Origin of the sequence: Xanthomarina sp. GH4-25 (assembly GCF_045363175.1) — a bacterium.
Lineage (GTDB): Bacteria > Bacteroidota > Bacteroidia > Flavobacteriales > Flavobacteriaceae > Xanthomarina.
The window spans coordinates 231,031-256,311 of the sequence record NZ_JBJFLO010000005.1 but is presented as its reverse complement, the minus strand read 5'-3'; the positions used below and the strand labels follow the sequence as shown (position 1 = coordinate 256,311).

At 32.0% G+C, this 25,281-nt stretch carries 27 protein-coding genes; 7 read left to right on the top strand and 20 right to left on the bottom strand.

The genetic code is table 11. From position 1 onward, the window contains the following. The first annotated feature begins 1 nt into the window (after nucleotide 1). From ACI5KZ_RS09290 to ACI5KZ_RS09280, 3 genes are read left to right on the top strand one after another with little or no spacing between them, the layout of a single operon-like run. Entirely contained in the window at nucleotides 2–871 is an 870-nt protein-coding gene (locus ACI5KZ_RS09290; protein ID WP_406847490.1) for a rhomboid family intramembrane serine protease, read from the top strand. Between the two features lie 12 nt (nucleotides 872–883). After that, the gene (locus tag ACI5KZ_RS09285; RefSeq protein ID WP_406847489.1) at nucleotides 884–1,909 is read left to right on the top strand and encodes an endonuclease/exonuclease/phosphatase family protein; all 1,026 of its coding nucleotides are present in this window, start codon (nucleotides 884–886) and stop codon (nucleotides 1,907–1,909) included. 10 nt (nucleotides 1,910–1,919) lie between these two features. Beyond that, nucleotides 1,920–2,246: a multidrug efflux SMR transporter gene (locus ACI5KZ_RS09280; RefSeq protein ID WP_109308975.1), complete on the top strand. Its 327-nt coding sequence runs from the start codon at nucleotides 1,920–1,922 to the stop codon at nucleotides 2,244–2,246. On the opposite strand, the gene ACI5KZ_RS09275 is transcribed toward ACI5KZ_RS09280, so the two are convergent. The 8 genes from ACI5KZ_RS09275 to ACI5KZ_RS09240 form a co-directional block, all read right to left on the bottom strand. Continuing rightward, on the bottom strand, nucleotides 2,238–2,555 hold the full coding sequence (locus tag ACI5KZ_RS09275; RefSeq protein WP_109308974.1) for a DUF6122 family protein: 318 nt from the start codon (nucleotides 2,553–2,555) through the stop codon (nucleotides 2,238–2,240). The genes ACI5KZ_RS09280 and ACI5KZ_RS09275 overlap by 9 nt on opposite strands. Continuing rightward, on the bottom strand, nucleotides 2,555–3,175 hold the full coding sequence (locus ACI5KZ_RS09270; protein ID WP_109308973.1) for a WbqC family protein: 621 nt from the start codon (nucleotides 3,173–3,175) through the stop codon (nucleotides 2,555–2,557). The genes ACI5KZ_RS09275 and ACI5KZ_RS09270 overlap by 1 nt, the downstream gene beginning before the upstream one ends. A gap of 77 nt (nucleotides 3,176–3,252) precedes the next feature. Next, entirely contained in the window at nucleotides 3,253–4,830 is a 1,578-nt protein-coding gene (lepB, locus tag ACI5KZ_RS09265; protein WP_406847488.1) for a signal peptidase I, read from the bottom strand. 62 nt (nucleotides 4,831–4,892) lie between these two features. After that, nucleotides 4,893–5,594: a 4-hydroxy-tetrahydrodipicolinate reductase gene (dapB, locus tag ACI5KZ_RS09260; protein WP_109308971.1), complete on the bottom strand. Its 702-nt coding sequence runs from the start codon at nucleotides 5,592–5,594 to the stop codon at nucleotides 4,893–4,895. Nucleotides 5,595–5,597: 3 nt separating this feature from the next. Then, on the bottom strand, nucleotides 5,598–6,200 hold the full coding sequence (locus ACI5KZ_RS09255) for a DUF5683 domain-containing protein (RefSeq protein ID WP_109309125.1): 603 nt from the start codon (nucleotides 6,198–6,200) through the stop codon (nucleotides 5,598–5,600). After that, the gene (locus ACI5KZ_RS09250; RefSeq protein WP_109308970.1) at nucleotides 6,190–7,092 is read right to left on the bottom strand and encodes a ParB/RepB/Spo0J family partition protein; all 903 of its coding nucleotides are present in this window, start codon (nucleotides 7,090–7,092) and stop codon (nucleotides 6,190–6,192) included. The genes ACI5KZ_RS09255 and ACI5KZ_RS09250 overlap by 11 nt, the downstream gene beginning before the upstream one ends. Before the next feature lie 2 nt (nucleotides 7,093–7,094). Beyond that, nucleotides 7,095–7,859: a ParA family protein gene (locus tag ACI5KZ_RS09245; RefSeq protein ID WP_109308969.1), complete on the bottom strand. Its 765-nt coding sequence runs from the start codon at nucleotides 7,857–7,859 to the stop codon at nucleotides 7,095–7,097. 125 nt (nucleotides 7,860–7,984) lie between these two features. Then, the gene (locus ACI5KZ_RS09240; protein WP_406847487.1) at nucleotides 7,985–9,142 is read right to left on the bottom strand and encodes a hypothetical protein; all 1,158 of its coding nucleotides are present in this window, start codon (nucleotides 9,140–9,142) and stop codon (nucleotides 7,985–7,987) included. 168 nt (nucleotides 9,143–9,310) lie between these two features. Between ACI5KZ_RS09240 and nirK the strand changes: the two genes are divergently transcribed. The 4 genes from nirK (at nucleotide 9,311) to ACI5KZ_RS09220 (ending at nucleotide 13,616) form a co-directional block, all read left to right on the top strand. Beyond that, a complete protein-coding gene (nirK, locus tag ACI5KZ_RS09235) occupies nucleotides 9,311–10,780 on the top strand; it encodes a copper-containing nitrite reductase (protein WP_109308967.1) in 1,470 nt (489 codons plus the stop codon). Nucleotides 10,781–10,804: 24 nt separating this feature from the next. Beyond that, nucleotides 10,805–11,584, top strand: coding sequence for a formylglycine-generating enzyme family protein (locus tag ACI5KZ_RS09230; RefSeq protein ID WP_109308966.1), 780 nt, complete (start codon nucleotides 10,805–10,807; stop codon nucleotides 11,582–11,584). A 114-nt stretch (nucleotides 11,585–11,698) separates the two neighbouring features. Next, entirely contained in the window at nucleotides 11,699–12,307 is a 609-nt protein-coding gene (locus ACI5KZ_RS09225; protein WP_406847522.1) for an SCO family protein, read from the top strand. A gap of 55 nt (nucleotides 12,308–12,362) precedes the next feature. Further along, complete coding sequence (locus ACI5KZ_RS09220) at nucleotides 12,363–13,616, top strand: alginate export family protein (protein WP_406847486.1); 1,254 nt, start codon at nucleotides 12,363–12,365, stop codon at nucleotides 13,614–13,616. Nucleotides 13,617–13,648: 32 nt separating this feature from the next. Here the strand turns inward: ACI5KZ_RS09220 and ACI5KZ_RS09215 are convergent, their stop codons facing one another. The 12 genes from ACI5KZ_RS09215 to udk all read right to left on the bottom strand — a co-directional run bounded on the left by ACI5KZ_RS09215 (nucleotide 13,649) and on the right by udk (nucleotide 25,212). Continuing rightward, nucleotides 13,649–14,110: a cation-binding protein gene (locus tag ACI5KZ_RS09215; RefSeq protein WP_109308964.1), complete on the bottom strand. Its 462-nt coding sequence runs from the start codon at nucleotides 14,108–14,110 to the stop codon at nucleotides 13,649–13,651. After that, nucleotides 14,107–15,294 (bottom strand): hypothetical protein, encoded by a 1,188-nt coding sequence (locus ACI5KZ_RS09210; protein ID WP_406847485.1) that lies wholly within the window; start codon nucleotides 15,292–15,294, stop codon nucleotides 14,107–14,109. The genes ACI5KZ_RS09215 and ACI5KZ_RS09210 overlap by 4 nt, the downstream gene beginning before the upstream one ends. A gap of 237 nt (nucleotides 15,295–15,531) precedes the next feature. Further along, nucleotides 15,532–16,263, bottom strand: coding sequence for an iron-sulfur cluster repair di-iron protein (ric, locus tag ACI5KZ_RS09205; protein WP_109308962.1), 732 nt, complete (start codon nucleotides 16,261–16,263; stop codon nucleotides 15,532–15,534). 53 nt (nucleotides 16,264–16,316) lie between these two features. Continuing rightward, nucleotides 16,317–16,751 carry an RrF2 family transcriptional regulator gene (locus tag ACI5KZ_RS09200; protein ID WP_406847484.1) on the bottom strand — a complete coding sequence of 145 codons (435 nt, stop codon included), beginning with the start codon at nucleotides 16,749–16,751 and terminating at the stop codon, nucleotides 16,317–16,319. A gap of 801 nt (nucleotides 16,752–17,552) precedes the next feature. Continuing rightward, on the bottom strand, nucleotides 17,553–18,482 hold the full coding sequence (locus ACI5KZ_RS09195; RefSeq protein ID WP_406847483.1) for an alpha/beta hydrolase: 930 nt from the start codon (nucleotides 18,480–18,482) through the stop codon (nucleotides 17,553–17,555). A 58-nt stretch (nucleotides 18,483–18,540) separates the two neighbouring features. Continuing rightward, on the bottom strand, nucleotides 18,541–19,377 hold the full coding sequence (locus ACI5KZ_RS09190) for a cyclase family protein (protein ID WP_406847482.1): 837 nt from the start codon (nucleotides 19,375–19,377) through the stop codon (nucleotides 18,541–18,543). 78 nt (nucleotides 19,378–19,455) lie between these two features. Then, on the bottom strand, nucleotides 19,456–20,001 hold the full coding sequence (locus ACI5KZ_RS09185) for a GNAT family N-acetyltransferase (protein ID WP_109308958.1): 546 nt from the start codon (nucleotides 19,999–20,001) through the stop codon (nucleotides 19,456–19,458). A gap of 57 nt (nucleotides 20,002–20,058) precedes the next feature. Further along, nucleotides 20,059–22,245: a methylmalonyl-CoA mutase gene (gene scpA / locus ACI5KZ_RS09180; protein WP_406847481.1), complete on the bottom strand. Its 2,187-nt coding sequence runs from the start codon at nucleotides 22,243–22,245 to the stop codon at nucleotides 20,059–20,061. A gap of 35 nt (nucleotides 22,246–22,280) precedes the next feature. Then, the gene (locus ACI5KZ_RS09175) at nucleotides 22,281–22,922 is read right to left on the bottom strand and encodes a hypothetical protein (protein ID WP_109308956.1); all 642 of its coding nucleotides are present in this window, start codon (nucleotides 22,920–22,922) and stop codon (nucleotides 22,281–22,283) included. Nucleotides 22,923–22,932: 10 nt separating this feature from the next. Continuing rightward, nucleotides 22,933–24,285 (bottom strand): methylmalonyl-CoA mutase subunit beta, encoded by a 1,353-nt coding sequence (locus ACI5KZ_RS09170; protein ID WP_406847480.1) that lies wholly within the window; start codon nucleotides 24,283–24,285, stop codon nucleotides 22,933–22,935. Next, nucleotides 24,278–24,604 carry a septum formation initiator family protein gene (locus ACI5KZ_RS09165; protein ID WP_406847479.1) on the bottom strand — a complete coding sequence of 109 codons (327 nt, stop codon included), beginning with the start codon at nucleotides 24,602–24,604 and terminating at the stop codon, nucleotides 24,278–24,280. The genes ACI5KZ_RS09170 and ACI5KZ_RS09165 overlap by 8 nt, the downstream gene beginning before the upstream one ends. Further along, the gene (udk, locus tag ACI5KZ_RS09160) at nucleotides 24,604–25,212 is read right to left on the bottom strand and encodes a uridine kinase (RefSeq protein ID WP_109308953.1); all 609 of its coding nucleotides are present in this window, start codon (nucleotides 25,210–25,212) and stop codon (nucleotides 24,604–24,606) included. Before udk ends, ACI5KZ_RS09165 begins: the two co-directional genes overlap by 1 nt. Nucleotides 25,213–25,281 lie beyond the last annotated feature (69 nt).

The window sequence follows — 25,281 nt, the reverse complement described above, 5'->3', positions numbered from 1 at the left end:
TATGACCTCTCTTAATAAAGACATACAAGATAAGCTTCAGCATTTAAATGTGTTCGAAAAAATTATAGCAGTTAATCTGCTTGTGTTTTTCATTGGTTTAATTATTAAGGTGTCATTTAATGTAAGTGGAAGTTTAGGCTGGTTAGAGTTGCCAAGTAGTCTTACAGAATTTATATTAAAACCCTGGAGCATTATTACTTATGCATTTACGCATTACGATTTTTGGCATATTTTATTTAACATGCTTTGGCTTTATTTTATTGGACGCATGTTTGCTAATTTATTTCCTGTAAAACTTGGATTGAATATCTATTTTCTTGGAGCCATTTTTGGAGGACTACTGTTTTTATTTGGTTATAATGTATTGCCTTCTTTTTTTGATGGGGATAGTAGGTTGGTAGGTGCTTCGGCTGCTGTTAGAGCCTTGCTAATATTTTTATGTGCTTATATGCCAAACATGGAAGTCAGGTTTTTTATGTTTAATCTAAAACTTTGGTATCTTGGCGTAGCTATTGTAATTATAGATTTCTTAGGTTTATTTGGATTGAATGCTGGAGGTAATATTGCCCACTTAGGAGGTGCATTATTAGGATATTTCTATGCTGTTCAATTAAAGAAAGGAAATGATATAGGCAAAGGCTTTGAACGAATTATGGATTGGTTTGTTAGTTTGTTTAAAAAATCTAAAAAATCACCATTAAAAACAGTCCATAAAAGAAAATCTAGCAAGGTTGCTGGCTATGCTAAACAAGAGTTCGAAGAGTTTAATAAACAGAAAAAAATTGATGTCATCTTAGATAAAATTAGCAAAAGTGGTTATGATAGCTTGACAAAAGAAGAGAAAGAATTTTTGTTTAAAGCAGGTAAATAATAAGTTGTATTTATGAAAAACCTAAAGCTTATTGATAAAATAATTTATGTTGTTAATGCTTTAGTTGCAACCATGCTTTTGCTATCTTATATATTACCTTATTTCCCACCTAAAACATTTGCAATACTTTCCGTTTTGAGTCTAGGAGTTCCTTTTTTAATTTTAACCAATGTTCTCTTTTTTATTTACTGGTTAATTAAGGTAAAAAAACAACTATTACTCTCATTGCTAGTTCTAGTTATTGGCTATTTTTCTTTAGGCTCGCTGTATAAATTTTCATCTTCAGATAAAGCACCAAATGATTCAGATCTTTCCATTATGAGTTATAATGTGAGATTGTTTAATTTGTACGAATGGATTCCAGAAAAAGAAGTAGAAACTAAGATGATTGATTTTATCAAATCAAAATCTCCAGATGTTTTAAGTCTGCAGGAATATCATCCACATAAAAACGTTGATTTATCTTTTTTTAAATACAAATTTGAAAAACTGTCTGGAAAGAAGGTGCTGAATGGACAGGCTATTTTTTCACAATATCCCATTATAAATTCTGGTTCTGTTGAATTTCCGGAGACCTCTAATAATGCCATTTTTGTTGATATTGTTAAAGGGCAAGACACTGTTAGAATCTACAACGTACATTTACAATCGCTTGGTATAGATGCAAATGTTGAAAAGTTAAAGCAAGAAGATTCCGATAGGCTTTTAAAACGTGTTGAGCATACTTTTAAAATGCAGCAATTTCAAGCCGAATTATTTGTAAAACATAAAGAGCTATCTCCTTATAAAATGATTATTTGTGGCGATTTTAATAATACCGCTTTTTCGTATGTTTATAAAGAAATAAAAGGGAACTTAAAAGATGCTTTTAAAATGGCTGGAAATGGTTTTGGAAGAACTTACGATTTTAAATTTTTTCCTGTTAGAATCGATTTTATTTTTGCCGATAAAGCATTTGAAATTACGGATTTTAAAACGTTTGATAATAAGTATTCAGATCATTATCCATCGTTAGCAACTTTTAAACTTCAACCATAAATTGTGTAAAATGAATTGGGTTTTATTAATTATTGCTGGAATTTTTGAAGTGGCTTTTGCTGCATGTTTAGGGAAAGCTAAAGAAACAACAGGAAACGAAATGATTTCTTGGTATGTTGGGTTCTTAATATGTTTGGCTATAAGCATGTATTTATTGGTAAAAGTAACACAAGAGTTGCCTATTGGAACGGCTTATGCTGTTTGGACAGGTATTGGAGCCGTTGGAACTGTTCTTGTTGGAATTTTTGTGTTTAAAGAACCAGCTAGTTTTTGGAGACTCTTCTTTTTATTGACTCTAATTACTTCTATTATTGGTCTGAAATTTGTTTCAAACTAATTCCATAAACATACAATCTACAGTATCAGCTAAAATGTGAATAACTAATCCTAACCCAATAATTCTTGTTTTCTTTGGAATTAATAATAGGAAATAAATAGCAATAGCATAATAACTATGTAACGGATGAAAATTGATGCTACATCTATTTGGGGCAAATATAGGATCTGCAAGTAAATGATCTAAATCTATAAACATACCACAAATCATGACCAGGTAAGCTGTTTTCCAATGTGTTTTAAAAAAGAAAAGTGCTATTGCCAAAGGAAACAAAAAATGAATGCCATAATGTATAATAGTTTGCAGCATTACAAATATTTAAATTGATTTTCTAAATAATTTAAGGCGTTTGTTCCTTCATTAAATAACAAATCTAAAATACTTAAATTAGGAATAAAGCCATGCTTGTCATCAAAGACTTGTATGTAGCTTTCAAAGTTATAGGAAACTTCTTTTCTTGCGTTTGCCAAATATCGAAAGTCCGTTTTGTCTTCAACTGTTTTTTGATAGGTATCTGTTTTTGAAATATTTAAATCCAGTTGTAGGCAATCGAAAACAATGTCCATACACTTTAGGTTAAAATCTAATAGATAGTCTGCTTTTTTTGTAAATAATGGATAAAGATCGTCTTCGTAAAATTCAAAATAAGGAGACGTTCTATAAGCTGCTTCAAGAGATTTCCAATGGACAGTTTGCCAGTTTTCAGCATTATAAATTTTAATATCGCGATATTTTTGCCTTTCTTTTTGTGAATGAATAATTGGAATATTTAAGAGTAATTTTCCGTTGGCACCATAGATATATGTCCTGTTTCTGTAGGTTTGCTTTTGGTAATTATCGTCCATTTCAAAAACAACATCACCAGCAAGAGCCATAGCAGCAACATGTGCCACGTTAGGAAAATATGTTGGATGAATAAGAATATTCATATGTTTAGTTGTTTGTTGTTAAGTTGTGTTTAAAACAGTGATTTTCATCGACTTAACACCTATCCATCAAAACCATTTTAAGCATTCGCTTTTTTATGTTTTCTCCACTTACTAAATCCAAACCAAGCGGCCAATAAAATTAAAAACGGAATTAAATAAGATGTCGCTTTTCCACTACCATGAACAGTTGTAAAGAAACGTTCCCAGCGTGGTTTTCCAAATCTATCCCAGCTCATCCAAATAAATACAGGTTTTCCAACTACGTGGTCGAATGGCACAAATCCCCATGATCTAGCATCTTGTGAGTTGTGTCTATTGTCTCCCATAAGCCAGTAATAATCTTTTTTAAAGGTGTAATTGGTCGCTAATTTATCATTAATATAAATTTGGTTTCCTTTTACTTGAAGTTTGTTGTCTTCGTATTCAGTAATAACACGTTTATAAAGTGGTAATACATTTAAATTTAAGTCGATGGTAGTGCCTGCTTTAGGTATATAAAGAGGGCCGAAAAAGTCGTTATTCCAATCGTAATTAGGATCATGAGGAAAAACACTTGCTTCACGTTGTCCTTTTTCACGTTTAAGAGGCTCGACACTCTTAACATTTGGGTGATTTTTAAACTGATTTAAAGTTTCATCTGTTAATCCAGGAAAGTAGCTTATTGAATAATCCTGACTGTATTGAGGTAAATCTGTAATGTCGTATCTTTTAGTTAATTGGTCGTTATTAAAAGGACCACTTTTAGTTTCAATCTTATAAGAGAATTGTAATTTTGCTCTGTCTGGTAATTCATTTTGCTTACCATTTATATAAACAAACCCATCTCGAATCTCTAAAGAATCTCCAGGTAAGCCAACACAACGTTTAACATAATTTGTTTTCTTATCGATGGGCTTATATCGGTTTCTATCTGTGTAACGCATATTTAACATGGTGTCTACAGGCCAATTAAATACCACAATATCATTACGTTTTATGTTCTGAAAACCGGGAATTCGCATATAAGGTAAAGACAACTTATTTACAAATGCCGTATTTTTATTCTCTAAATGATCGTCGTATAAATACGATTTTTTCTTTAAAAAAGGAATGGTGTCATGAACCATAGGAGCTGCAATAGTGGTCATTGGTACACGAGCTCCATAATGAAATTTGCTTACAAAAAGAAAATCTCCTACTAATAAAGATTTTTCTAATGAAGAGGTTGGAATGGTGTATGGCTGAATAAAATACGTATGCACAATAGTTGCTGCTACAATGGCAAATAGAATGGAACTTACCCAGTCTCCAGCAGCAGTTTTAGGATGTAAACTTCTATCTTCTAAGTGTTTTACATCTGTAAAATAGTTAAGATAATAATTATAAAACCCTAAAGAGGCTACTGCCAGAATAGTGTCTGTAGTTGAGTTTCTACCAAAACTTCTTGCCGTTTCAACCCAAACAACAGGAAACATAATAAGGTTGACAATAGGAAGGAAAAGTAAAATAGTCCACCACCAAGGCCTGTTTATTATTTTCATTAAAATAACGGCATTGTAAATAGGAACGAAAGCCTCCCACGCTTGTCTGCCAGCTTTAATATATAATTTCCAAGTTCCTAATCCATGGATCAATTGAATGACTAACAAGAAAATAAACAATTGCGTAAATGTCATAATTTTATCTTTTGTTTTTATAAGTGCTTAAACACCTACAAATGTTACTTTATTTAATAGTATTAACCAATATTTAACACATCTTTCATAGTGTAGACGCCTTTCTTCTCAAGAATCCATTCGGCAGCTATAACTGCTCCAAGAGCAAACCCTTGTCTGTTATGGGCTGTATGTTTTATTTGTATGCTATCGGTTATACTTGTGTAATCTATGCTATGCGTACCTGGAACAGCATCTATTCTTTTTGCTGTAATAGGGATGGCTTTTTCCTTTGTTTCGTTTAAAATCCAATTAGAATATTCTGAATGTTCCGTAACAATGCCTTCAGCTAAAGTAATTGCTGTGCCACTAGGTGCATCTAGTTTTTGGGTATGGTGAACTTCTTCGATAGATACCTTATATTCTTTTAAGAGACTCATCATTTTTGCTAAATTTTTATTTAGTTCAAAAAAGACATTAACACCCAAGCTAAAATTGGAAGCATAAAGAAAAGCGCCATTTTCTTCTTTACATAACGCAACTGCTTTTTCGTAATTATCAAGCCAACCTGTAGTTCCTGATATTACGGGTATTTTATGTTTAAGACAATTAGCGATATTGAAAAAAGCAGCTTTAGGCACACTGAAATCTATTGCAACATCTGCGAGACAAATATCGTAACCATCTTCGTTTGAGGTTTTAATAACTATTTCATGTCCACGTTGTAATGCTATGTCTTCAATGGTTTTACCCATTTTTCCATAACCAAGTAAAGCTATTTTCATGAGTTAAAATTTGAAGTTTAAAGTTAATCCTAGATCTCCTTTATTATCAAATTCATTTAATTGATAATGAGGCATTAGAGACAGGTTGTCGTCGACATTGAATTGCAATAAATGCGCATCCACATTTGCCCAAATAATATTAAGAGCATAAATGCCAATGGTTACTAAAAGTGAAATTTCTCGATTTCTACCAAATTGTTTTTGAGCATCTTGTAGGCCATCATCCGAAATGGTTCCATAAAACTCATCGTCTTCAAAACCGGCTAGTCGACGTTTATAGGCGTCTCTATAACGGTTGTATTCGTTATTATTATTAACGTAGAAATAAATTCCTGCACCAAGTCCGGCATATATAACTGGGATTTTCCAATATTCTTTAAGGTAAGCATGTCCTAAACCAGGTAAAACAGCAGAATAAAATGCTGCACGAGCAGGAGATAATGGATCTATGGGTTCTTTTATAATAGAGGCAGATTCTACTACAAGCTCTTCAGTAGGAGTGATGGAGTTTTTTTTCTTTTTCTTTTCTTTTTCACCTTCTTGAGCAAAAGCTGAAAAACAAAATGCTAATAAAAACACAGATATGATTACAAATCTATTTGGCACGTTTAACAAGTTTTATAATGCGATTAAAATCTTCTTCGGAATGAAACGGAATACTAATATTCCCTTTGCCATTCTTAGAAACTTTAACGTCTATTTTATGACCAAAGTATTCTGAAAATTCTTTAGCTCCTTTTTTTATGAATTTAGGAAGTTCTTGTTTTTTTGTTGGGACTTTAACTGTATTGTCTGTTTGGTACGATTTTACTAATGTTTCAGTATCTCGAACAGATAATTTGTTTGAAATAATTTTTTCGTAGATATCTAATTGAACCGATTGGTCTTCAATATTAATAATGGCACGACCATGACCCATAGAAATAAAACCATCTCGCATTCCAGTTTGAATAATTGGATCGAGTTTTAATAAGCGTAAATAATTGGCAATGGTGGAACGTTTTTTACCAACACGTTCGCTCATTTGCTCTTGAGTTAAATTTATTTCATCTATTAATCTTTGATACGACAAAGCAATTTCGATTGGATCTAAATCTTGTCGCTGAATGTTTTCAACTAAAGCCATTTCTAACGACTCTTGATCGTTAGCTATACGAATATATGCAGGAATGGTTTGTAACCCTATTAATTTTGATGCTCTAAAACGTCGTTCTCCAGAGACCAATTGAAATTTGTTGAATTCTAATTTACGAACAGTTATTGGTTGAATAACGCCTAATTCTTTAATAGAAGAAGCTAGCTCTAATAAGGTTTCTTCGTTAAAATTGGTTCTAGGTTGAAACGGATTTATTTCAATAGAATCGACATCTAATTCAACAATACTGCCAATAACTTTATCTGCATTTTTATCTTGAACTGAAGAGATGTCGTTTGAAGGGTCTTTTAAAAGAGCCGATAATCCTCTACCTAAAGCCTGTTTTTTTGTTGCCTTCGCCATTTTTAGGAGTTTTTAATAATAAGTTCTTTTGCCAAACTTAAGTAATTACTTGCACCTTTGCTACTAGCATCATAATTAATTATGTTTTCACCATAGCTTGGTGCTTCGCTTAGTCTCACATTTCTTTGAATGATGGTTTGAAACACCATATCACTAAAATGTTTTTGAACTTCTTCAACAACCTGATTAGATAAACGTAATCGGGAATCGTACATGGTTAGTAACAATCCTTCAATGTCTAAAGTTTGGTTGTGTATTTTTTGAACACTTTTTATGGTGTTTAATAGTTTGCCTAATCCTTCTAATGCAAAATATTCGCACTGAATTGGAATTAAGACAGAGTCTGCTGCTGTTAAAGCATTTAATGTAAGCAAGCCAAGAGAAGGTGCACAATCAATTAATATATAATCGTAATCGTCTTTAATGTCTTGTAATGCTTTTCTTAGCATGTACTCTCTTTCGTCTTTATCAACCAATTCTATTTCTATAGCTACTAAATCTATATGAGAAGGAATAACATCTAAATTTGGTGTACTTGTTTTAACAATAGCTTCTTTTGCAATGTTGGTATGTTCGAGTAGTTGATAGGTTCCAATTTCAACAGTTTCTACATCAATTCCCAATCCTGATGTTGCATTTGCTTGCGGATCGGCATCTATAAGTAGCACTTTTTTTTCTAAAACACCTAAAGAAGCTGCTAAGTTTACAGAAGTTGTTGTTTTTCCAACGCCACCTTTTTGGTTAGCAATTGCTATGATTTTACCCATTAATGATTTGGTTTTTGGTATCGGTAAAAATACAATTATTTATGAGGATAAAAAACGGAACTTGTTAACAAAAAGAGTCGCTTTTATAAGCGACTCTAAAAAATAATAGTTGTCTTTATTGGAAATTAAAATACATAAGTCGCTTTTAGTTGAAAACCAGATAGTTTGTAAAAGCTTTCATTAACGTAAAAAGTGTTATTAGAAAGAAGTACAAATTTATTTTCAGGTTGATATGATAGATTAAAATCGATTTTTTGTTTTCCAAAATGAATATAAGTTCCAAGCCCTACATTATAGACCAATTTGTTTGTTGTTTCAAAACTTATAGCAGTAGAACCTACAGAAGCCTCTTGAATAATGACATAAGAATTTGAATTAAATATAATCCCTCCATTAAAACCTAAGTAAGGTCTTAAGGTTTTACTTACATTATTAATAGTATATCGAAAACCTATCATAGAATTTATATAGGATAATTTTGATTTTATAAAAACATTGTTGGCATTAGATTCAAATTCTTCTGGAAAAGAATAGTCCACAGAAAGTATAAAGCCAATATTTTCATTTAACATATTGGTATTAAAATATATTTGTGCTCCAATAGTTGGTGCTCCGTAATTATTTGTAACTCCTGGAGAAAAATTTTCAAAAGATGTGTTTAAAAAATTATAACCAATATTAACACCAACTTCAATAGTTTCAGAAGAAGCATTTGCTTCTTTCATAACATTTGATGCAATTTGTGTTTCTTCACTTAAATTACAGTTGTTATAAACTTCTATAATGGATTTTAAGTTGCTTAGAATAATAGAAACATGTTTATTATATGCAAGCTCTTGAGCTTCTAAACATTTATTTATATACAGAGATATTGGACCGTAGTTAAACGCTCCTAGAGTTAAATCATTAAGCTTCTTTCTTTCAATCTCATTAAATCCATATTCTTCATTTTCTAGAAAGTAATGTTCTCCACTTTTGTATAAAGAAAGAGAGCCAGATATTACTGTTTCAAATAAATAAGGTTTACTCTTAGCTGTTTTTACCGTAAAAATTGTACCTTCATAATTAACTTTAGAAACTCCTACCAAGTTAATTACTTGGTTTTGATTAGTAGTGGTTTTTGTTTCTATCCCAGTAATAAAACCTTCAGAATTAATAGCTAATTGTGCCTTAGAAAACTGTTTCGATTCACCACTGTTATAGTAAATAATAGCTGTGTTATTTTTTTGTGCAAACACGAAGCTTGTAAAAAAAACAAAGAGATAGATTATTGGGTATTTCATATCGTTTTTTTATATTTTAGAGATTCAAAGATATAGTTTCCATAAATTAATTTCATGATTTTTATCATGTTTTTGTTATAGTCTGTCTATTATATTTGCATATATAATAATTAGGATTAAATTATCCGATTTAAAAATTTAAATTAGAAAACACTAAATACTTTATTCATGAAAACAAACCAAAAACCAAACAGAAAATTAAAAATAGTAAGAATAGTGATTTTACTATTGACACCTTTTTTCTTTATCGCTTGTTTTAACGATAAAAAAGAAGAGACTGCAAATGCTTCAGAAATTCCAGTAAATCAAGAAATGTTAGCAGAATTAACAGCTCCGCCACATGTGCCAACACCTATTGGAGCTAGAAAAGCAAAAAAGCTTATTGTAAAAATGGAAATTCTTGAAAAAGAAGGCGAATTAACAAATGGCGTAAGGTATAATTTCTGGACATTTGGAGGTTCTGTGCCAGGGAGTTTTATTAGAACTAGAGTAGGAGACGAAGTGGAATTTCACTTACAAAATCATCCAGATAACAAATTACCTCATAACATCGATTTACATGCTGTAACTGGACCTGGTGGTGGAGCAGAGTCTTCTTTTGTTGCTCCTGGCCACGTAAAAGTGTTTTCTTTTAAAACATTAAATCCAGGTTTGTATGTTTACCATTGTGCAACAGCTCCTGTTGGGATGCACATCGCTAACGGAATGTATGGACTTATTTTAGTTGAGCCAGAAGGAGGTTTAGAACCAGTTGATAAAGAATACTATGTCATGCAAGGAGATTTTTATACTAAAGGTGCTAATGGTGAAAGAGGATTACAGCCTTTCGATATGCAAAAAGCTGTAGACGAAAAAGCTGATTATGTAGTGTTTAATGGTAACGTAGGTTCGTTAACAGGTGATAATGCTATTACAGCTAAAGTAGGTGAAACTGTTAGACTTTTTGTAGGTAATGGTGGGCCTGGTTTGGTGTCTTCATTCCATGTTATTGGTGAGATTTTCGATAAAGTTCACGTTGAAGGAGGCGATTTAATTAATGAAAATGTCCAAACTACCCTAATTCCTGCAGGTGGAGCTGCCATTGTTGAGTTTAGAGTAGATGTTCCAGGAACTTTAATTTTGGTAGATCATTCTATTTTCAGAGCTTTTAATAAAGGAGCTTTAGGTATGCTTAAAGTAGAAGGAGAAGAGGATAAGAAAATCTATTCTGGAGAAATAAGAGACGATATTTATTTACCTGAAGGTCCTGGAATTCAAACCATGCCTACTACAGACGAGATTGTAGAATCTGAGATTCCTGCAAAATCTTTCGAAGAACAAATGGAGTTTGGTAAACAAGCTTATATGCAAACCTGTTTTGCATGTCACCAAGGCGAAGGTCAAGGTATTCCTAATGCATTTCCTCCGTTGGCAAAATCAGATTATTTAAATGCTGATGTTAATAGAGCCATTGATATTGTATTACACGGTTTAACTGGAGAAATTACTGTGAATGGTGAAAAGTATAACAGTGTTATGACACGTCAGTCTTTGTCTTCTGATGAAGTTGCAAACGTATTAACTTATGTCTATAACTCATGGGGAAACAATGGTACAGTTGTTACCAAAGCCATGGTTGATAAAGTAAAAAATAAATAATTTTAATTTTTAAAAACGTCTCATATGAAAATCAATGCCTTCGGTCTAGTTGTATTTTGTTGTGTCTTTCAAATGTTCTTGTTTGCACAGACTGAAGGCATGGTTTTTATTGAAGGAGGTAGATATTTGCCTTTGTATGGTAGAGACTCTACAGTTGTTGAGGTAAACAATTTTAACATGGATATATATCCTGTGACTAATAAAGAATTTGAGCAATTTGTAGCAAAATATCCAAAATGGCAAAAATCGAAGGTCATAAAATTATTTTCAGACGGGAGTTATCTAAGTAATTGGAAAAATGATTTAGAATTAAAAGACACCGAAAACCCTAACAGTCCTGTAACCTATGTTTCTTGGTTTGCTGCAAAAGATTATTGCGAATGCCAAGGAAAACGATTGCCAACTGTAGATGAGTGGGAATATGTTGCCATGTCTGATGAAATAACAAAGGATGCACGAGTAAAACCATCTTATAACGAACAGATTCTTGCTTGGTATGAAGCCCCTCGATCTAACGAAAATTTAATTGGAGAATCACCCAAAAATGTTTGGGGAGTTTACGATTTACATGGTTTGGTTTGGGAGTGGACACTTGATTTTAATTCGGTTTTAATTACTGGAGAATCAAGAAAAGATGTGGATAAAGACAGTAATCTATTTTGTGGAAGCGCATCGGTAAACGCAACAGATTTAATGAACTATGCTGCTTTTATGCGTTATGCCATTCGTGGTAGTTTAAATGCAAAGTATTCAATGAAAAATCTGGGTTTTAGATGTGTACAAGATATCAATGAAGAAAAATAAATGAAACACTTAAAAACAATAATAACAATCTGTGTCATGGTCCTGACTTTGGCATCTTGTAATTCAAATAAATCTGATAAAGTCTCAGATGAATTAGCCATATACCAATGTCCAATGCAATGCGAAGGAGAAAAAGTATATTTTGAACCCGGAAGTTGTCCAGTTTGTAAAATGGATTTACAGGCTGTGGAGAATCAGAATTCTAAAGAGGTTGAAGATGAAGGGATTTCAGAAGAATCTATTTTCAATCTAACTTCTAAATGGCACACTGAAGAAGGTGAAGAAATTCAGCTTGAAGATTTAAAAGGGAAGACTTTAGTAATGGTCATGATCTATACGTCGTGCAAAGCTGCATGTCCTAGATTGGTTGCAGATATGAGACATATTGAATCTCAACTTCCAAAATCTAATATAGAAAATCTTCGATTTGTTTTAGTAAGTATCGATCCTAAAACAGATACACCAGAACGGTTAAAAGCTTTTGCCATTGAAAATACAATGGATGGGAAACAATGGACTTTTTTACAAGGTACAGAAAGTAGTGTTCAGGAATTTGCAAATGTCTTAGCTGTAAAATACAAGAAAATTTCTCCAATAGATTTTTCACACTCCAACATTATAAGTGTGTTTAATCCTAAAGGTGAACTTATACACCAACAAGAAGGTCTAGGAGTAGATAATAAAGAAACTGTAGAAGCTATTTTACAATTAACTCAAGAATAATATAATTTATTTGAAAGCGTATTTATAACGCAGAAACTTTCTTAAAATAATATTGATGAAAAAAATACTAGCAATCCTATGTATAGGACTTGGCATGGCAAGTTATGCTCAAGAATTTCAGGTCTCAGCCGAGTTAAGACCTCGTTTTGAGTACAGACATGGTTACAAAACACTAGCTGTAGATTCTATAAATGCAGCTACTTTTGTATCTCAACGTACACGTTTAAACTTCGGTTACAAAAGCGAAAAATTAAAAGCATACATAAGTGTCCAAAACGTAAGAGTTTGGGGAGACGTGTCTACTTTGGCAACTTCAGATAAACATGGAACAACCTTACATGAGGCATGGGCAGAAGTACTCTTAAACAATCAGTTTTCTTTAAAATTTGGACGTCAGGAAATAATTTACGACGATCAACGAATGTTTGGTAATGTCGGTTGGGCACAACAAGCAAGAAGTCATGATGCACTTATTGTAACTTATAAGCCTAACGACAACAATAGAATAGATTTAGGCTTGGCGTTAAGTGCAGAAGATGAAACTTTGTTTGAAGTAGATTATAATGTAAATAATTACAAATCGTTTCAATATCTATGGTATCATACCAATTTAAAAAACGTTGGATTGAGCTTTTTAATTCTAAATAATGGCTTAGCCTACAACGATGAAAACGACGAGCAACAAGTAGATTACAATCAGACTTTTGGATTACATGCTACCTTAGGAAAAAATAAACTGAAAGCAGACGCGTCTTTTTATTTTCAAACAGGAAAAATAGCAGATACAGATGTAAGTGCATATAATTTTGCTTTAAATGCACATTATAACATTGCAAATAGCTTTAATGTTGGGTTAGGAGGAGAATATTTATCGGGTACAGACATGAATGCAACAAGTAGCAAACTAAAATCCTTTAATCCATGGTATGGAACCAATCATAAATTCAATGGCTGGATGGATTATTTCTATGTTGGAAATCATTTAGCCTCAGTAGGTTTAATAGATATTAATGCAACTATTGCCTATCATAAAAATAAATTTTCAGCTAAAATAATGCCTCATATCTTTTCTTCGGCAGCAACTATTGTGAATAATGTGGGAGACGACATGAGTCCTGGTTTGGGAACAGAAATCGATTTGGTTTTTGGGTATAACTTCTCTAAAGACATTAATTTTCAAGTTGGATATTCTCAAATGTTTGCAACTGAAAGTATGGAAATCTTAAAAGGAGGGGATAAGGATGCCACAAATAACTGGGCTTGGGCCATGATTACAGTAAAACCATCTTTATTTAAAACAACTTTTTAGAAAGTAGAAACAATAGAGCAACATAAATAAAATTATTTCCAAAATTCATCATCAAGATTGTCCTTAAAAGGCGCTTCGTGATGAATTTTTTCAATGTGTTGTAATTGTTCTTCGGTTGCTATCTTCTGAATTTCAGGAAAAAGCACACGTTCTTCAAAACGAATATGTTGTTCTAATTCTTCCTCAATCTTGCTAAGAGTTTTAGGTTCAACATCAGTTTCAGAAAACAAACGTTTTAAACGTCTATGTTCTGCTAACGCACGTTTTATTAGTTCGTTATCGCTTTCTAAAATAGAAAAAATATGATTTTCTTCCATATCGAAATGTGGAATCAAATGGGTTTCAAAAAACCAATCGGCATAGGTCTTAATGCGTTTTGGATCAATGTTTTTGTTAAAACCACTTCTAATTTTCCAAGTTAAAAGCAAGCCATGATGATGCTCTCTACTAAGTGGTTGTAATGCTTTATGGCGTTTTTGAGGTTTGGTTTTCATGCTGATTTAGTTTTATAAATATTAAAAATAAGACCTACAATTCCTAAAGGAAGTAAGATACTACTAAAAAACAGTAAGACATAATAGTTTGGTAATAATCCGATTCCAAAATAAAATAAACAACCTTGAATGATTAATATGAGTTCTGTTAGCAAAAAACCCAACACAAAGACAAACATGCTTAGAGTTAAGTTTTTGTTTTGGGTTACTAATTGACTTTGCAAAATAAAAACGAATAAAAACCCTGAAATAACACCTAACATGGTTAAATGTATAAAGCCTATAACAAGATTTCTATGCTGAAATGCCATATTTGAAATTTCAGGAATTAAAGACAGGGATTGCAGGACTATTTTTAAAATAAAACAAAACAAGGCAAACCATAGTATGAATTTTAGATTGTTTGAGCTTGCATTCATCATAGTTTTTAAACGAGGTTTGATGAGTTTTAAAAAGACATGCAAAGATGCCATTAGAAGCAACACACCTAAGCCATTAATCCATAATAATACAACATGTGGTGCAAACCAATTTACAGGTAATGCAAACGTTAGAATGCTTGAACTTATAAGTAATTTGAAAAACAATTGAAATTCTTTTGAATCTTTGATTTGTAGTTTATGAAATAAAACAGCTAAAACAGCTATTAAAAACCAACCATTAAACTGAAAATGCAAAAAGAACTGTATGGCAATTTGGTAAAAAGCTGAGGCCTGACCAAGAATTCCAACTGCAGGACCTAAACACCAAACTCCTAAGGTTGAAATAAGCATAAATAACAGCGATGCTTTTAATAATAGTTTGGTAACAATGGATTGGGTTTCATGATTTTTCCAAATGAGACGAAAAAAATAATAACTACAAAGAATATGGAGTGTTGAGAAGGTTATTGAAATTGCAGCATAGCCTTGAAAAGGAAAACTTAGCAACATACCGACCACTGCTATTTGTGTTACCCAAAAAAGTGTTGTATAAACAGGTTTCTTTTCTGGAATAAAATAACGAACAAAAAGTGTGTAAAGCATTAAATACACCCAACCCAACATAGCAATATGTGAATGTGCATGTGTTAAATATCGATAATTAAAGGAAATAGGAGATAGATAGGTATAACGTAAGGCCAATCCTAATAAGGCAGCAATAAAAAAATTAATTAAGCAAGTAACAACAAGCTTTTTAGACATAAAAATAAGTTTTTAAGTAAAAGTATAGAATAAAAAAACACTCCTTTTGAAGTTATAATTTTTAATAACATAAATTTCCTCCTCAACAAATTTAAATATTATAATTATTTACAAAAGAAGTGTTTTAAAAAAAACTACTATTACTAACCTTCAACTGTTTATATTTTAAAGTCTGGAAGCTGTTGGGGACAACTTCCAGCTTTAACTTTAGAAAATACTAATTGCTATTAATCATTCTTAAAGAAACGCTTTTTCTAATTTCGCTGCTTCAGGGAATAATATGTTATTTTCTAAATGAATATGTAGGTGTAAATCTTTTTCAAATTCATCCAACATTGCAAATGTTACTTTATACGTGTTACAAGCATCTGCTGGTGGTGTGTAATTGTCTGTTAATTCGGCAATTTGTCTAAAACGCTCGCCTTCATTTTCATGCTCTTCCATCATGGTAGCAATAGGATTAGCAACAGTTCCAAATTGTGGAGATAAAATGGCTCCTTTATCAATTTGCGCTTTTACCATCTTTTTGATGAAGGGAAATAAAATAAGCTCCTCTTTTTTCATGTGTGATGCTAATTCTCCTGTAGATGCAGTAAACAGCTCATTAATTTTAAATAATTCTGGATGTCTTTCTCCATGAACTTTACAAAGCTTGTCTAAAAACTGACGCAATACAGGTGTTTTCTCTTCTACATATCTGTGGTGTTTTTTCTCTATATACTCAACTAACAAATCTAATGGCCAAGATCTATAATCTATCGATTGATCTGTGTTTGTTGTTACAATCTTATCTAAGTCGTTTAATAAATTATTGCTATCAATATTGTTTTTGGTACATACCTCTTCTATAGTTCTATGTCCTTTACAACAAAAATCTATTCCGTATTTAGAAAACACAGATGCTGTTCTGTAATCTTCTGCCACAAACTGACCTATTTGTTTTTGCGTGTCTTTGCTTAATGTCTCCATAATTAATTGTATTCGGATAGTTTTATCCTATTTATATTCAAATTTTTTTTAATTTAAGTTTTTAAAAATGATACCCCAGATTTAATATCTAATGCAAGTTCTTCTAAATTGGTGTTTTCCAACATAAACTTTAATTCGTCTCTAACCGTTTTAAATTTATCGTGAACAGGACAAGGGTGAAGCTCATCGCAGGTATGTAATCCTAAACCACAACCTTTATAGATACTGTCTCCATCGATAGCATTTACAATTTGAGATAATTTAATTGATGCAATAGCATGTTTATCTATCTCAAAACCACCATAAGCACCTTTTACAGAATTAATAATACCATGTCTAGCCAAATCCTGTAAAATTTTTGCTGTAAAGGCTTCAGGCGAATTTATTTCTTTAGCAATAGCTTTTAAGCTAACTCGGTTACTTTCGTAAGAGTTTAGCGCAATAAAAATGGACGCTTTAATTCCGTATTCGCATGCTTTAGAAAACATATATTCAATTTAATTATAGCACAAATTTAAAACAAAAAATCAATACGGACAAATTTATCCGAATTAATATGCAGTTAAATTTTTGCAACCTTTGATTTAATTGTTAAAAGTTCTTAAAATAGGGTTAATTTGAGGGGTAACTTTTGAAATGTCAATAATATTGTATATGTTCGCTTTGTAACAAAAAAGGTCAATAATCTGACAAAATATGTTTATTATGGTGGACATTTTTAAAAGACAAATTCAGTTTCGACTTACTTCATATAAAGTAAGACATGTTGTGTTTGGTGATTTAAATTACGCACTTCAACCACTAGTTCCAATTAGAAAAACTAAAATTATCTTTCCGAATTTTTAAGCACTCGCGAGTGTGCTTAAAACAATTCTAAAACCTTATTCTATCAATTAATAATACTGTGTGCTGTTTGCACTTGGTTTAAACTCGTAAGGAAAAGGTTTAACAATTAGGATTGTCGTTATATTTTCAATTAATTATTAAAATTAAAATAATATATCATGGCAAAAGGTAGAAATTTAAAAGCTCCTACTGTTGATTTAAAGGAGAAAAGACAAGAAAAAATTAGAATGAAACTAGAAGCGAAACAAACTAGAAAACGAAGATAGTTAGTGCTCTTTACCGACTAGAGTTGGTTATATATGTTAAAGTCGGAATATTAGTTAAGTTAAACCCCTTGAGGAGCCATTTTCAAGGGGTTGTTTTTTTTAGTTTTTTCTGTCTGCTACTTTTTTTGATTAGAGATTATATAACCAATATTAAATATATTCCTTAGGTTATGTTCGTTACTTTGTCCACTTTTTTATGGATTCAATAAACTCTTTTTGCTGGTCTATAAAAACACTATGAGAGCAATTGTCTAAATATATTACTTTAGAGTCTCCTAAAATACTTTTAAGATTTTCAATTTGTTCTTCAGAGTATAACCCATCTTCTTTCCCATAGATAGCGAATACCTTAACTTTTTTTGCTTTTAAGTTTTCCAAATTTTCTCTTAATGATATGGTTGTATACTGTTCGTTTTTCCAAAATTTTTGTGGTGCTACGTAGCCCATTTTGGAAGCATATTTTTTAAGCAGAGTGTCTGATTGAAACGTTTTATATAAGGCTATCGCTTCTTGATTTGGGTTTTTTGTAGCGTAGAACCCATTAGACATGGCATGCATAAAACTGTAACTGCTATATTCTAAACTTGTGCTATCCATTTTCTCAAGCATGTTAATATAATTAAGACTTACTTTATCATCTTTTTCTAAATAAATAGCTTTGGATTTGGAAACAATATTCTTTAATGTTTCCTGCATGGATACGGGAGTTCCAACTAATATTAATGAGTTTATTTTGTCTGGATAATTGTCGGCAAAAAGCGTTGCAATAACACCTCCAAAACTGTGACCAATTAAAGATACCTTTTTTAAATTGAAGGATTTAAAGATTTGATTGATGTCATCAAAAGTTTCGTTAAACGTGTAAGCTGCTGTTAATGGTTCATTTCGTCCTTCTCCACGTCTATCATAAGAGATTACAAAAAAGCCGTTTTTAGCTAGAGCTTCTGCTGTTGTTTTTTCAAAGGACACACTATTGTATCCTGGTCCACCATGCAAAAAGATGATGGGTTTATCGTTTGCATGTCCAAAAGTTTGTACCTCTAAATTTTGGGCTAATAGGATATTTCCACATAACATTAGAAATAATATTGTTAAAGGTTTTTTCATTAATTTTAGATTGTTTGAGTTGTTTGATGTGTTTTTCGTTTTTTAAATAAAATAGCTATTAATGAGAATTATTAAGAATGGCCACAATTCTTAAAGGAGCACCACTTCCACCTTGAATCTTCATAGGTAAAGCAATTATTTCAAAGCCACTATTTGGTAATTTATCTAAATTGGTTAAATTCTCGAAGGCAGGAATGTTTTGTGAGAGTAATACAACATGACTTTTAAAATATTCAGATTGCCCATAATCAATACTAGGAGTATCAATTCCAATGGCATGAATATTTCTGTTTTCAACCAACCATTTTGCTGCTGCTTCTGAAAGTCCTGGAAAATGTAATTTTTGAATGGCAAGTTCTCCACGTTCATCAGTTCCCAAATATTTAACTTTATTTGGATAGTATTTAGCAAATTCTGTTTGTAATAAAACAATACTTCCATCTGGAATTGTAGTTTTTTCTTTAGTTTCCCATGCTTTTAAATCATCAATACTTATTTGATAGTCCGAATTATTTAAAGCTTTAGCCGAGACATTTATTTTAATGGCTTTTCCCATGAGTTTTTCAAGAGGTATTTCATCAACTGACATACCGTTTTCTGCAAAATGAATTGGCGCATCAATATGAGTACCACCATGTTCTGCCGAACTAAAATTGTTAGCAGAATAATAAAACCCTTTATCTGTTTGACCTTTAAAAACTGTATCTAGTTTGAATTCTTGTGCAGTAACCCAATAGATGGTTTCATCTGAATACACATGAGATAAATCGATTATTATCTCTCTAATAGTATCTTTAGGAATTTCTTTATTTATTTCTTGTGTAGCTCTTTGTTTATTATCGCAAGAAGCTAATAAACAAATAACAATTAGACTAAAAAAAAAGATTGGTTTCATGTCATTGCTTTTTATGAAAAAGTTAGATGTTAAACTTGTAAAATCTTTAGCTAATATACTCGTTTGATTTTAAATTGCTTAGATCTTGTTTCGTGTATTTTTAAGTTCAAATATTACATTTGACTTGTTTTCTAAATCTTTTCTGTGTCTATTTAATCGAAAGCCATTCCTTTCTAAAAGCTTTATAGAAGGTTTATTGTTAGTATGTGTAAAGGCCTCAATTTTGTTAAGTTTTAAATTATCAACACCATAATTAATAACCATTTTTAGAGATTCATTCATAATTCCAAGACTTTGAAATTTCGGATCTAAATCATAACCAACTTCAGCTGTTTTATTATTGTTTGAAAAATTCCATAAACAAATGGTTCCAATTATTTCAGGATTATTTTTTAAAGTTATACCCCATGAAATGGACTTGCCTGTTTCAATATATTCGTCTAATTCTTTAATAAATTTGATAGCATCTGCTTGGGTTTTAGTTTTTCTGTCTTCTGGTCTTTCAATGAACTTGGTGACCTTTTTATCTGAACGTAAGAATAAGATCGACCTGCAGTCTGCTTCTACAATCTTTCTTAGTAGAAGTCGTTGTGATTGTAATTCTGGAAATGGTTTAAATGTCAATTTTCTGGTTGAGTGTTGTATTTTGTTTTATTATTTAATGCTCTAAAATCCGATTTTTTAATCAATCAAAATCTCCAATATCTTTATAGCAGCATCACTAATTTTAGTTCCAGGACCAAATACAGCCATGGCTCCAGCATCGAAAAGATATTGGTAATCTTGTTTCGGGATTACGCCACCAACAACAACCATAATATCTTCTCTACCATAATTTTTAAGAGCTTCGATTACTTGTGGCACAAGTGTTTTGTGTCCAGCTGCTAAAGAAGAAACACCAAGAATGTGTACATCGTTTTCAACAGCTTGTTTAGCTGCTTCTTGTGGTGTTTGGAAAAGTGGCCCAATATCCACGTCAAAACCTACGTCTGCATAGCCAGTAGCGACTACTTTGGCACCTCTATCATGACCATCCTGCCCCATTTTGGCAATCATAATACGTGGTCTTCTACCATCTTGCTCAGCAAAGGTGTCTGCTAATTGTTTGGCTTTCTTAAAAGATACGTCGTTTTTTATTTCTTTACTATACACACCAGAAAAGGATTTAATTTGTGCCTTATAACGTCCATAAACGGTTTCTAAAGCATCACTTATTTCGCCTAGAGTCGCTCTTTCTCGAGCAGCTACAACAGCTAAAGCTAATAAATTATTATGGCCTTGCAAAAGGGAATCTTTAGAATTTTTAGACCACATTTTGGTTGCATTAGTTAAATTAGTTAAAGCTTGTTTTACTTTTTCAGAATCTCGTTCAGCTTTAATTTTGTTTAATCGTTCTATTTGTTGGGTTCTTACGGTTTGATTATCGACTTCCAATGTTGCTATTGGATCTTCTTGTTCTAGTCTGTATTTATTAACACCAACAATAATATCCTCACCAGAATCTATTCTGGCTTGTTTTCTAGCGGCAGCTTCTTCAATTCGTAATTTTGGAATGCCGGCTTCAATGGCTTTGGTCATGCCTCCAAGCTCTTCAACTTCTTCAATAAGTTCCCAAGCTTTTTGTGCAATATCATGGGTGAGTTTTTCAACATAAAAACTTCCAGCCCAAGGATCGACGGTTTTTGTTATTTTAGTTTCTTCCTGAAGAAATATTTGGGTGTTTCTTGCTATTCTAGCTGAAAAATCTGTTGGTAACGCAATGGCTTCGTCTAAGGCATTGGTGTGTAAAGATTGTGTACCACCAAAAACAGCTGCAGCAGCCTCAATAGTTGTTCGAGCCACATTATTAAAAGGGTCTTGTTCTGTAAGACTCCAGCCACTTGTTTGACAATGCGTCCTTAAGGCTAAGGACTTTTTGTTTTTTGGATGAAATTGTGAGACTATTTTTGCCCATAACATTCTGGCAGCTCTCATTTTGGCAATTTCCATAAAATGATTCATCCCAATAGCCCAAAAGAAAGAGAGTCTAGGTGCAAAGGTATCAATGTCCATACCAGCTTCTAAGCCTTTTCTTATATATTCCAGACCATCTGCTAATGTGTATGCTAATTCAATATCGCATGTTGCTCCAGCTTCTTGCATATGGTAACCTGAAATACTGATACTATTGAATTTTGGCATGTTCTTGCTTGTATATTCAAAAATATCTGAAATGATTTTCATGGATGGTGTAGGAGGGTAGATGTAAGTGTTACGAACCATAAACTCCTTTAAAATATCATTTTGAATGGTTCCTGCTAAATGTTCTGGAGAAACACCTTGTTCTTCAGCAGCCACTATATAAAAAGCCATGATGGGTAAAACGGCTCCATTCATGGTCATAGAAACGGACATTTTATCTAGTGGAATCTGGTCGAAAAGCACTTTCATGTCTTCTACAGAATCTATAGCCACACCAGCTTTACCAACATCTCCTACCACACGATTGTGGTCAGAATCGTAACCTCTATGTGTCGCTAAATCGAAAGCTACCGAGAGCCCTTTTTGACCAGCAGCTAAATTTCTTCTGTAAAACGCATTACTTTCTTCGGCTGTAGAAAATCCTGCATATTGACGAATGGTCCATGGTCTACGAACATACATAGTGCTGTAAGGTCCACGAAGATATGGCGAAATTCCAGCTACAAAATTTAAGTGTTCTAACTCGCTTATATCATTTTTGGAATAGGTAGCTTTAATATCAATATTTTCGGCTGTATTGAAAAGCTCACGTTGTTCATCGGCTATTTCTCTCAATGGAAATGATTCTGATGTTTGATTTTCAATTTCAGACTTTAAAGCGATATGTTGAATGTTTTTTCTAGACATTTGAGTTCTATTTATTCCTATCCTTAAATTATCAGTTATTTAACAGCGTTTAGATTATTTTCTAATTCTTCATTTATATTGTTAGATTCTGTTCTTTCGGTAATCTTTGTAGGGTCTACATCAAAAAGCTTAGCATAGAATAGGTCTAAAGCAACATACATTGCCATATATCTGTCTCTATGAGCATCTTTAATATGGTTTTTTAAGGGTTCACCAAACAATTCTGGTTTCATACTGTTGGTAGAGACAAGGGCATTAAATGTTGTTTGTAATCCATCTACACTAATATTATTTAAAATGCAGGTGAAAATTTCCGCATGGTAATTTATACTATTATCCTCATTCCAAAGGTTTTTGTCTTTCTTTAATGCTTCAAACACTTTCATGGTATGAGGTGACACAAACGTCTCATAATCTGCTTTATTAGCTAGTGCCTCACTGAAATAAAAAAAATGTGCAAATTGAAGGTTTTTCTGTTCTTTTCCGTAAACCGAAGCAATATCATTTTCAAAAGAAAGTAATGCTTCTACATATAATTTAGTGTCTAAGTTGTCGCAAATTAAGATATCTCCCGGATTGGCGTACTTATAATCATCAAATGTTGCAGAGTCATTTTTACAATTAAATAAAGTTAAGCATAATGCTATAAATGTAAGTTTTACTAGTGTTTTACTCATGATTTAATATTTATTCTGTTTTTAATCTGTTTTGTTCTGAAGTTTCTGCCAGTCTTTTTTCAATTATTGGTTCAATAAGCGTCTTTCTAGGGTTTGTTTTTACAAATGGGTAAAGCTCTAAATCCTGTTTCATTTTATCGTTAGGGTTTGGATGTTTGTTGGTGCCTAACAATACGTCTTCACCAGTATTAAACTGGGTTTGTTCGTTTTGAGCACTTTCTTTAATTTTTCTTTGTATAATACCTTCTTTTAATTGTTTTAGAAAACCAGCGTTGGCTTCGATGTCTTTAAATAATTCAAGAGCTTTTTCAGCTAATTGCTGGGTAATACTTTCAATATAGTAAGTTCCATCTGCTGGGTTATTCACTTTATCAAAATAACTTTCATGTTTTAAAACCAGAAGTTGATTTCTAGAAATTCGATTTCCAAACTCGTTGTTTTTATGATAGATAGCATCGTAAGCCAGGTTGTTTACAGTATTTGATCCACCTAAAATAGCGCTCATACATTCCGTAGTTGTGCGTAATAGGTTTGTATTATAATCGTAAAGTGTTTTATTTCGTTTTGTAGGTGTTGCAAAAATGTGGCAGTCTGAAGTGATATTATACTCTGAAGCTAAAGATTTCCATAATATGCGTAAAGCTCTAAGTTTAGCGATTTCAAAGAAATAATTGGTTCCAACTGAAACGGTGAAAATGATTTTAAGGTCTTTTTTGTTTTCTAAATGATTTAAGTATTCGTTGGTATGGGCAAGAGAATAAGCTAATTGTTGAACCATAGTGGCTCCAGCATTTTGATATAAAGACAGATCGACACTACATGTAGAAGTGTTATTTATAATGGTTTCGAAATGATTATGGTCTTCTTGAAGCGTGGTAAACCAATTGCCAGTTTTTGCGAGATTTCCAACAATATCTGTAAGAATATAAATTTTTGTTTTTGAAGAAAATGCTATTAGTTTTTTAACAAATTCTGAATCTAAAAACTGAAGCTCAAAATACAAGCTTGTTGCATAGGCATCAATACCAATTAGAAGTTCGTTAATTGAAACATCTTTAGACGGAATAATAAACTTGATACTTTGTGCTCCTCTGCTTAAAAATTCTTTAGCAAAATGATTCGATTTTTTTACATCTGAAACAAAAATAGTATCGCAGATTAGCCATTTTGTAGCTAGAGAGGATGACACATTTGGCAAGGAAGAAAACTCATCTGCATGATAAAAAGGTTTCACATCGATCCCTTCGTTAGTTTTCCAGATAAGGGTTTCGTTGTAATCTGCTCCTTTAAGGTCGGCCTGAATTTTTTGTTTCCATTCTTTAGATGAAACGTCGCTAAATTCTTCAAATAATTTCTTACTCATTTTTCTTTACTTTAGCTATACTGTCTTGGTATTCAATTATGTATATGTCTTCATTTTCTTTCTTCATATAATATTTTTCTCTTGCTAATTTTTCAATTCCTTCTTCTGTACTTAATTCTTTTATGGCTTTTTTGTCTTTTACAATTTCATTTTTATAAAAATCTTTTTCATCTTCTAATTCGTTTATATCTGAATTTAGCTCGTTATGAATTAGCCATGAATTCGCATCGAAAAAAATCATCCAAACAGCAAATACTGCAATTATTAGAACAAAGATGTTCTTAAAAGGTTTTAAGTATTTGTTTCTGCTTTTTGTCATTAAACGAGTCTTTGATTGATAATGGTTTTAACAATATCTACAGCAACTGTATTGTATTTGTTATTAGGAATAATAATATCTGCATACTCTTTCATAGGTTCAATAAACTGTTGGTGCATAGGTTTTAATGTGTTTTGATACCTAGAGAGCACCTCATCTATATCTCTACCTCTTTCTGTAATATCTCGTTTTAAACGACGAATTAATCGTTCGTCACTATCAGCATGTACAAATATTTTAATATCAAACATCTCTCTTAATTCTGGATTTGTTAGTATTAAAATACCTTCAACAATCATCACTTTTCTTGGATGGGTTAAGATGGTATCGCCAGTTCTATTGTGTTTAATAAATGAATATACTGGTTGGTGTATGTCGTTTCCTAATCTTAGTTCTTTTAAATGCGATTCTAATAATTCAAAATCGATAGAACGAGGATGGTCGAAATTTATTTTTACACGTTCGTCATAATTTAAATGTGAGGTATCTTTATAGTAAGAATCTTGTGAAATAACTCCAACTTCTCCTTCAGGTAGTTGATTTAAAATTTGATTTACTACGGTCGTTTTTCCACAGCCAGTTCCACCAGCAATACCGATTATTAGCATGTATTATTGTTTTTTAAATTAAGCACAAATTTAGTTATTTACATTTTAATTATAGGATGTATTTTTGAA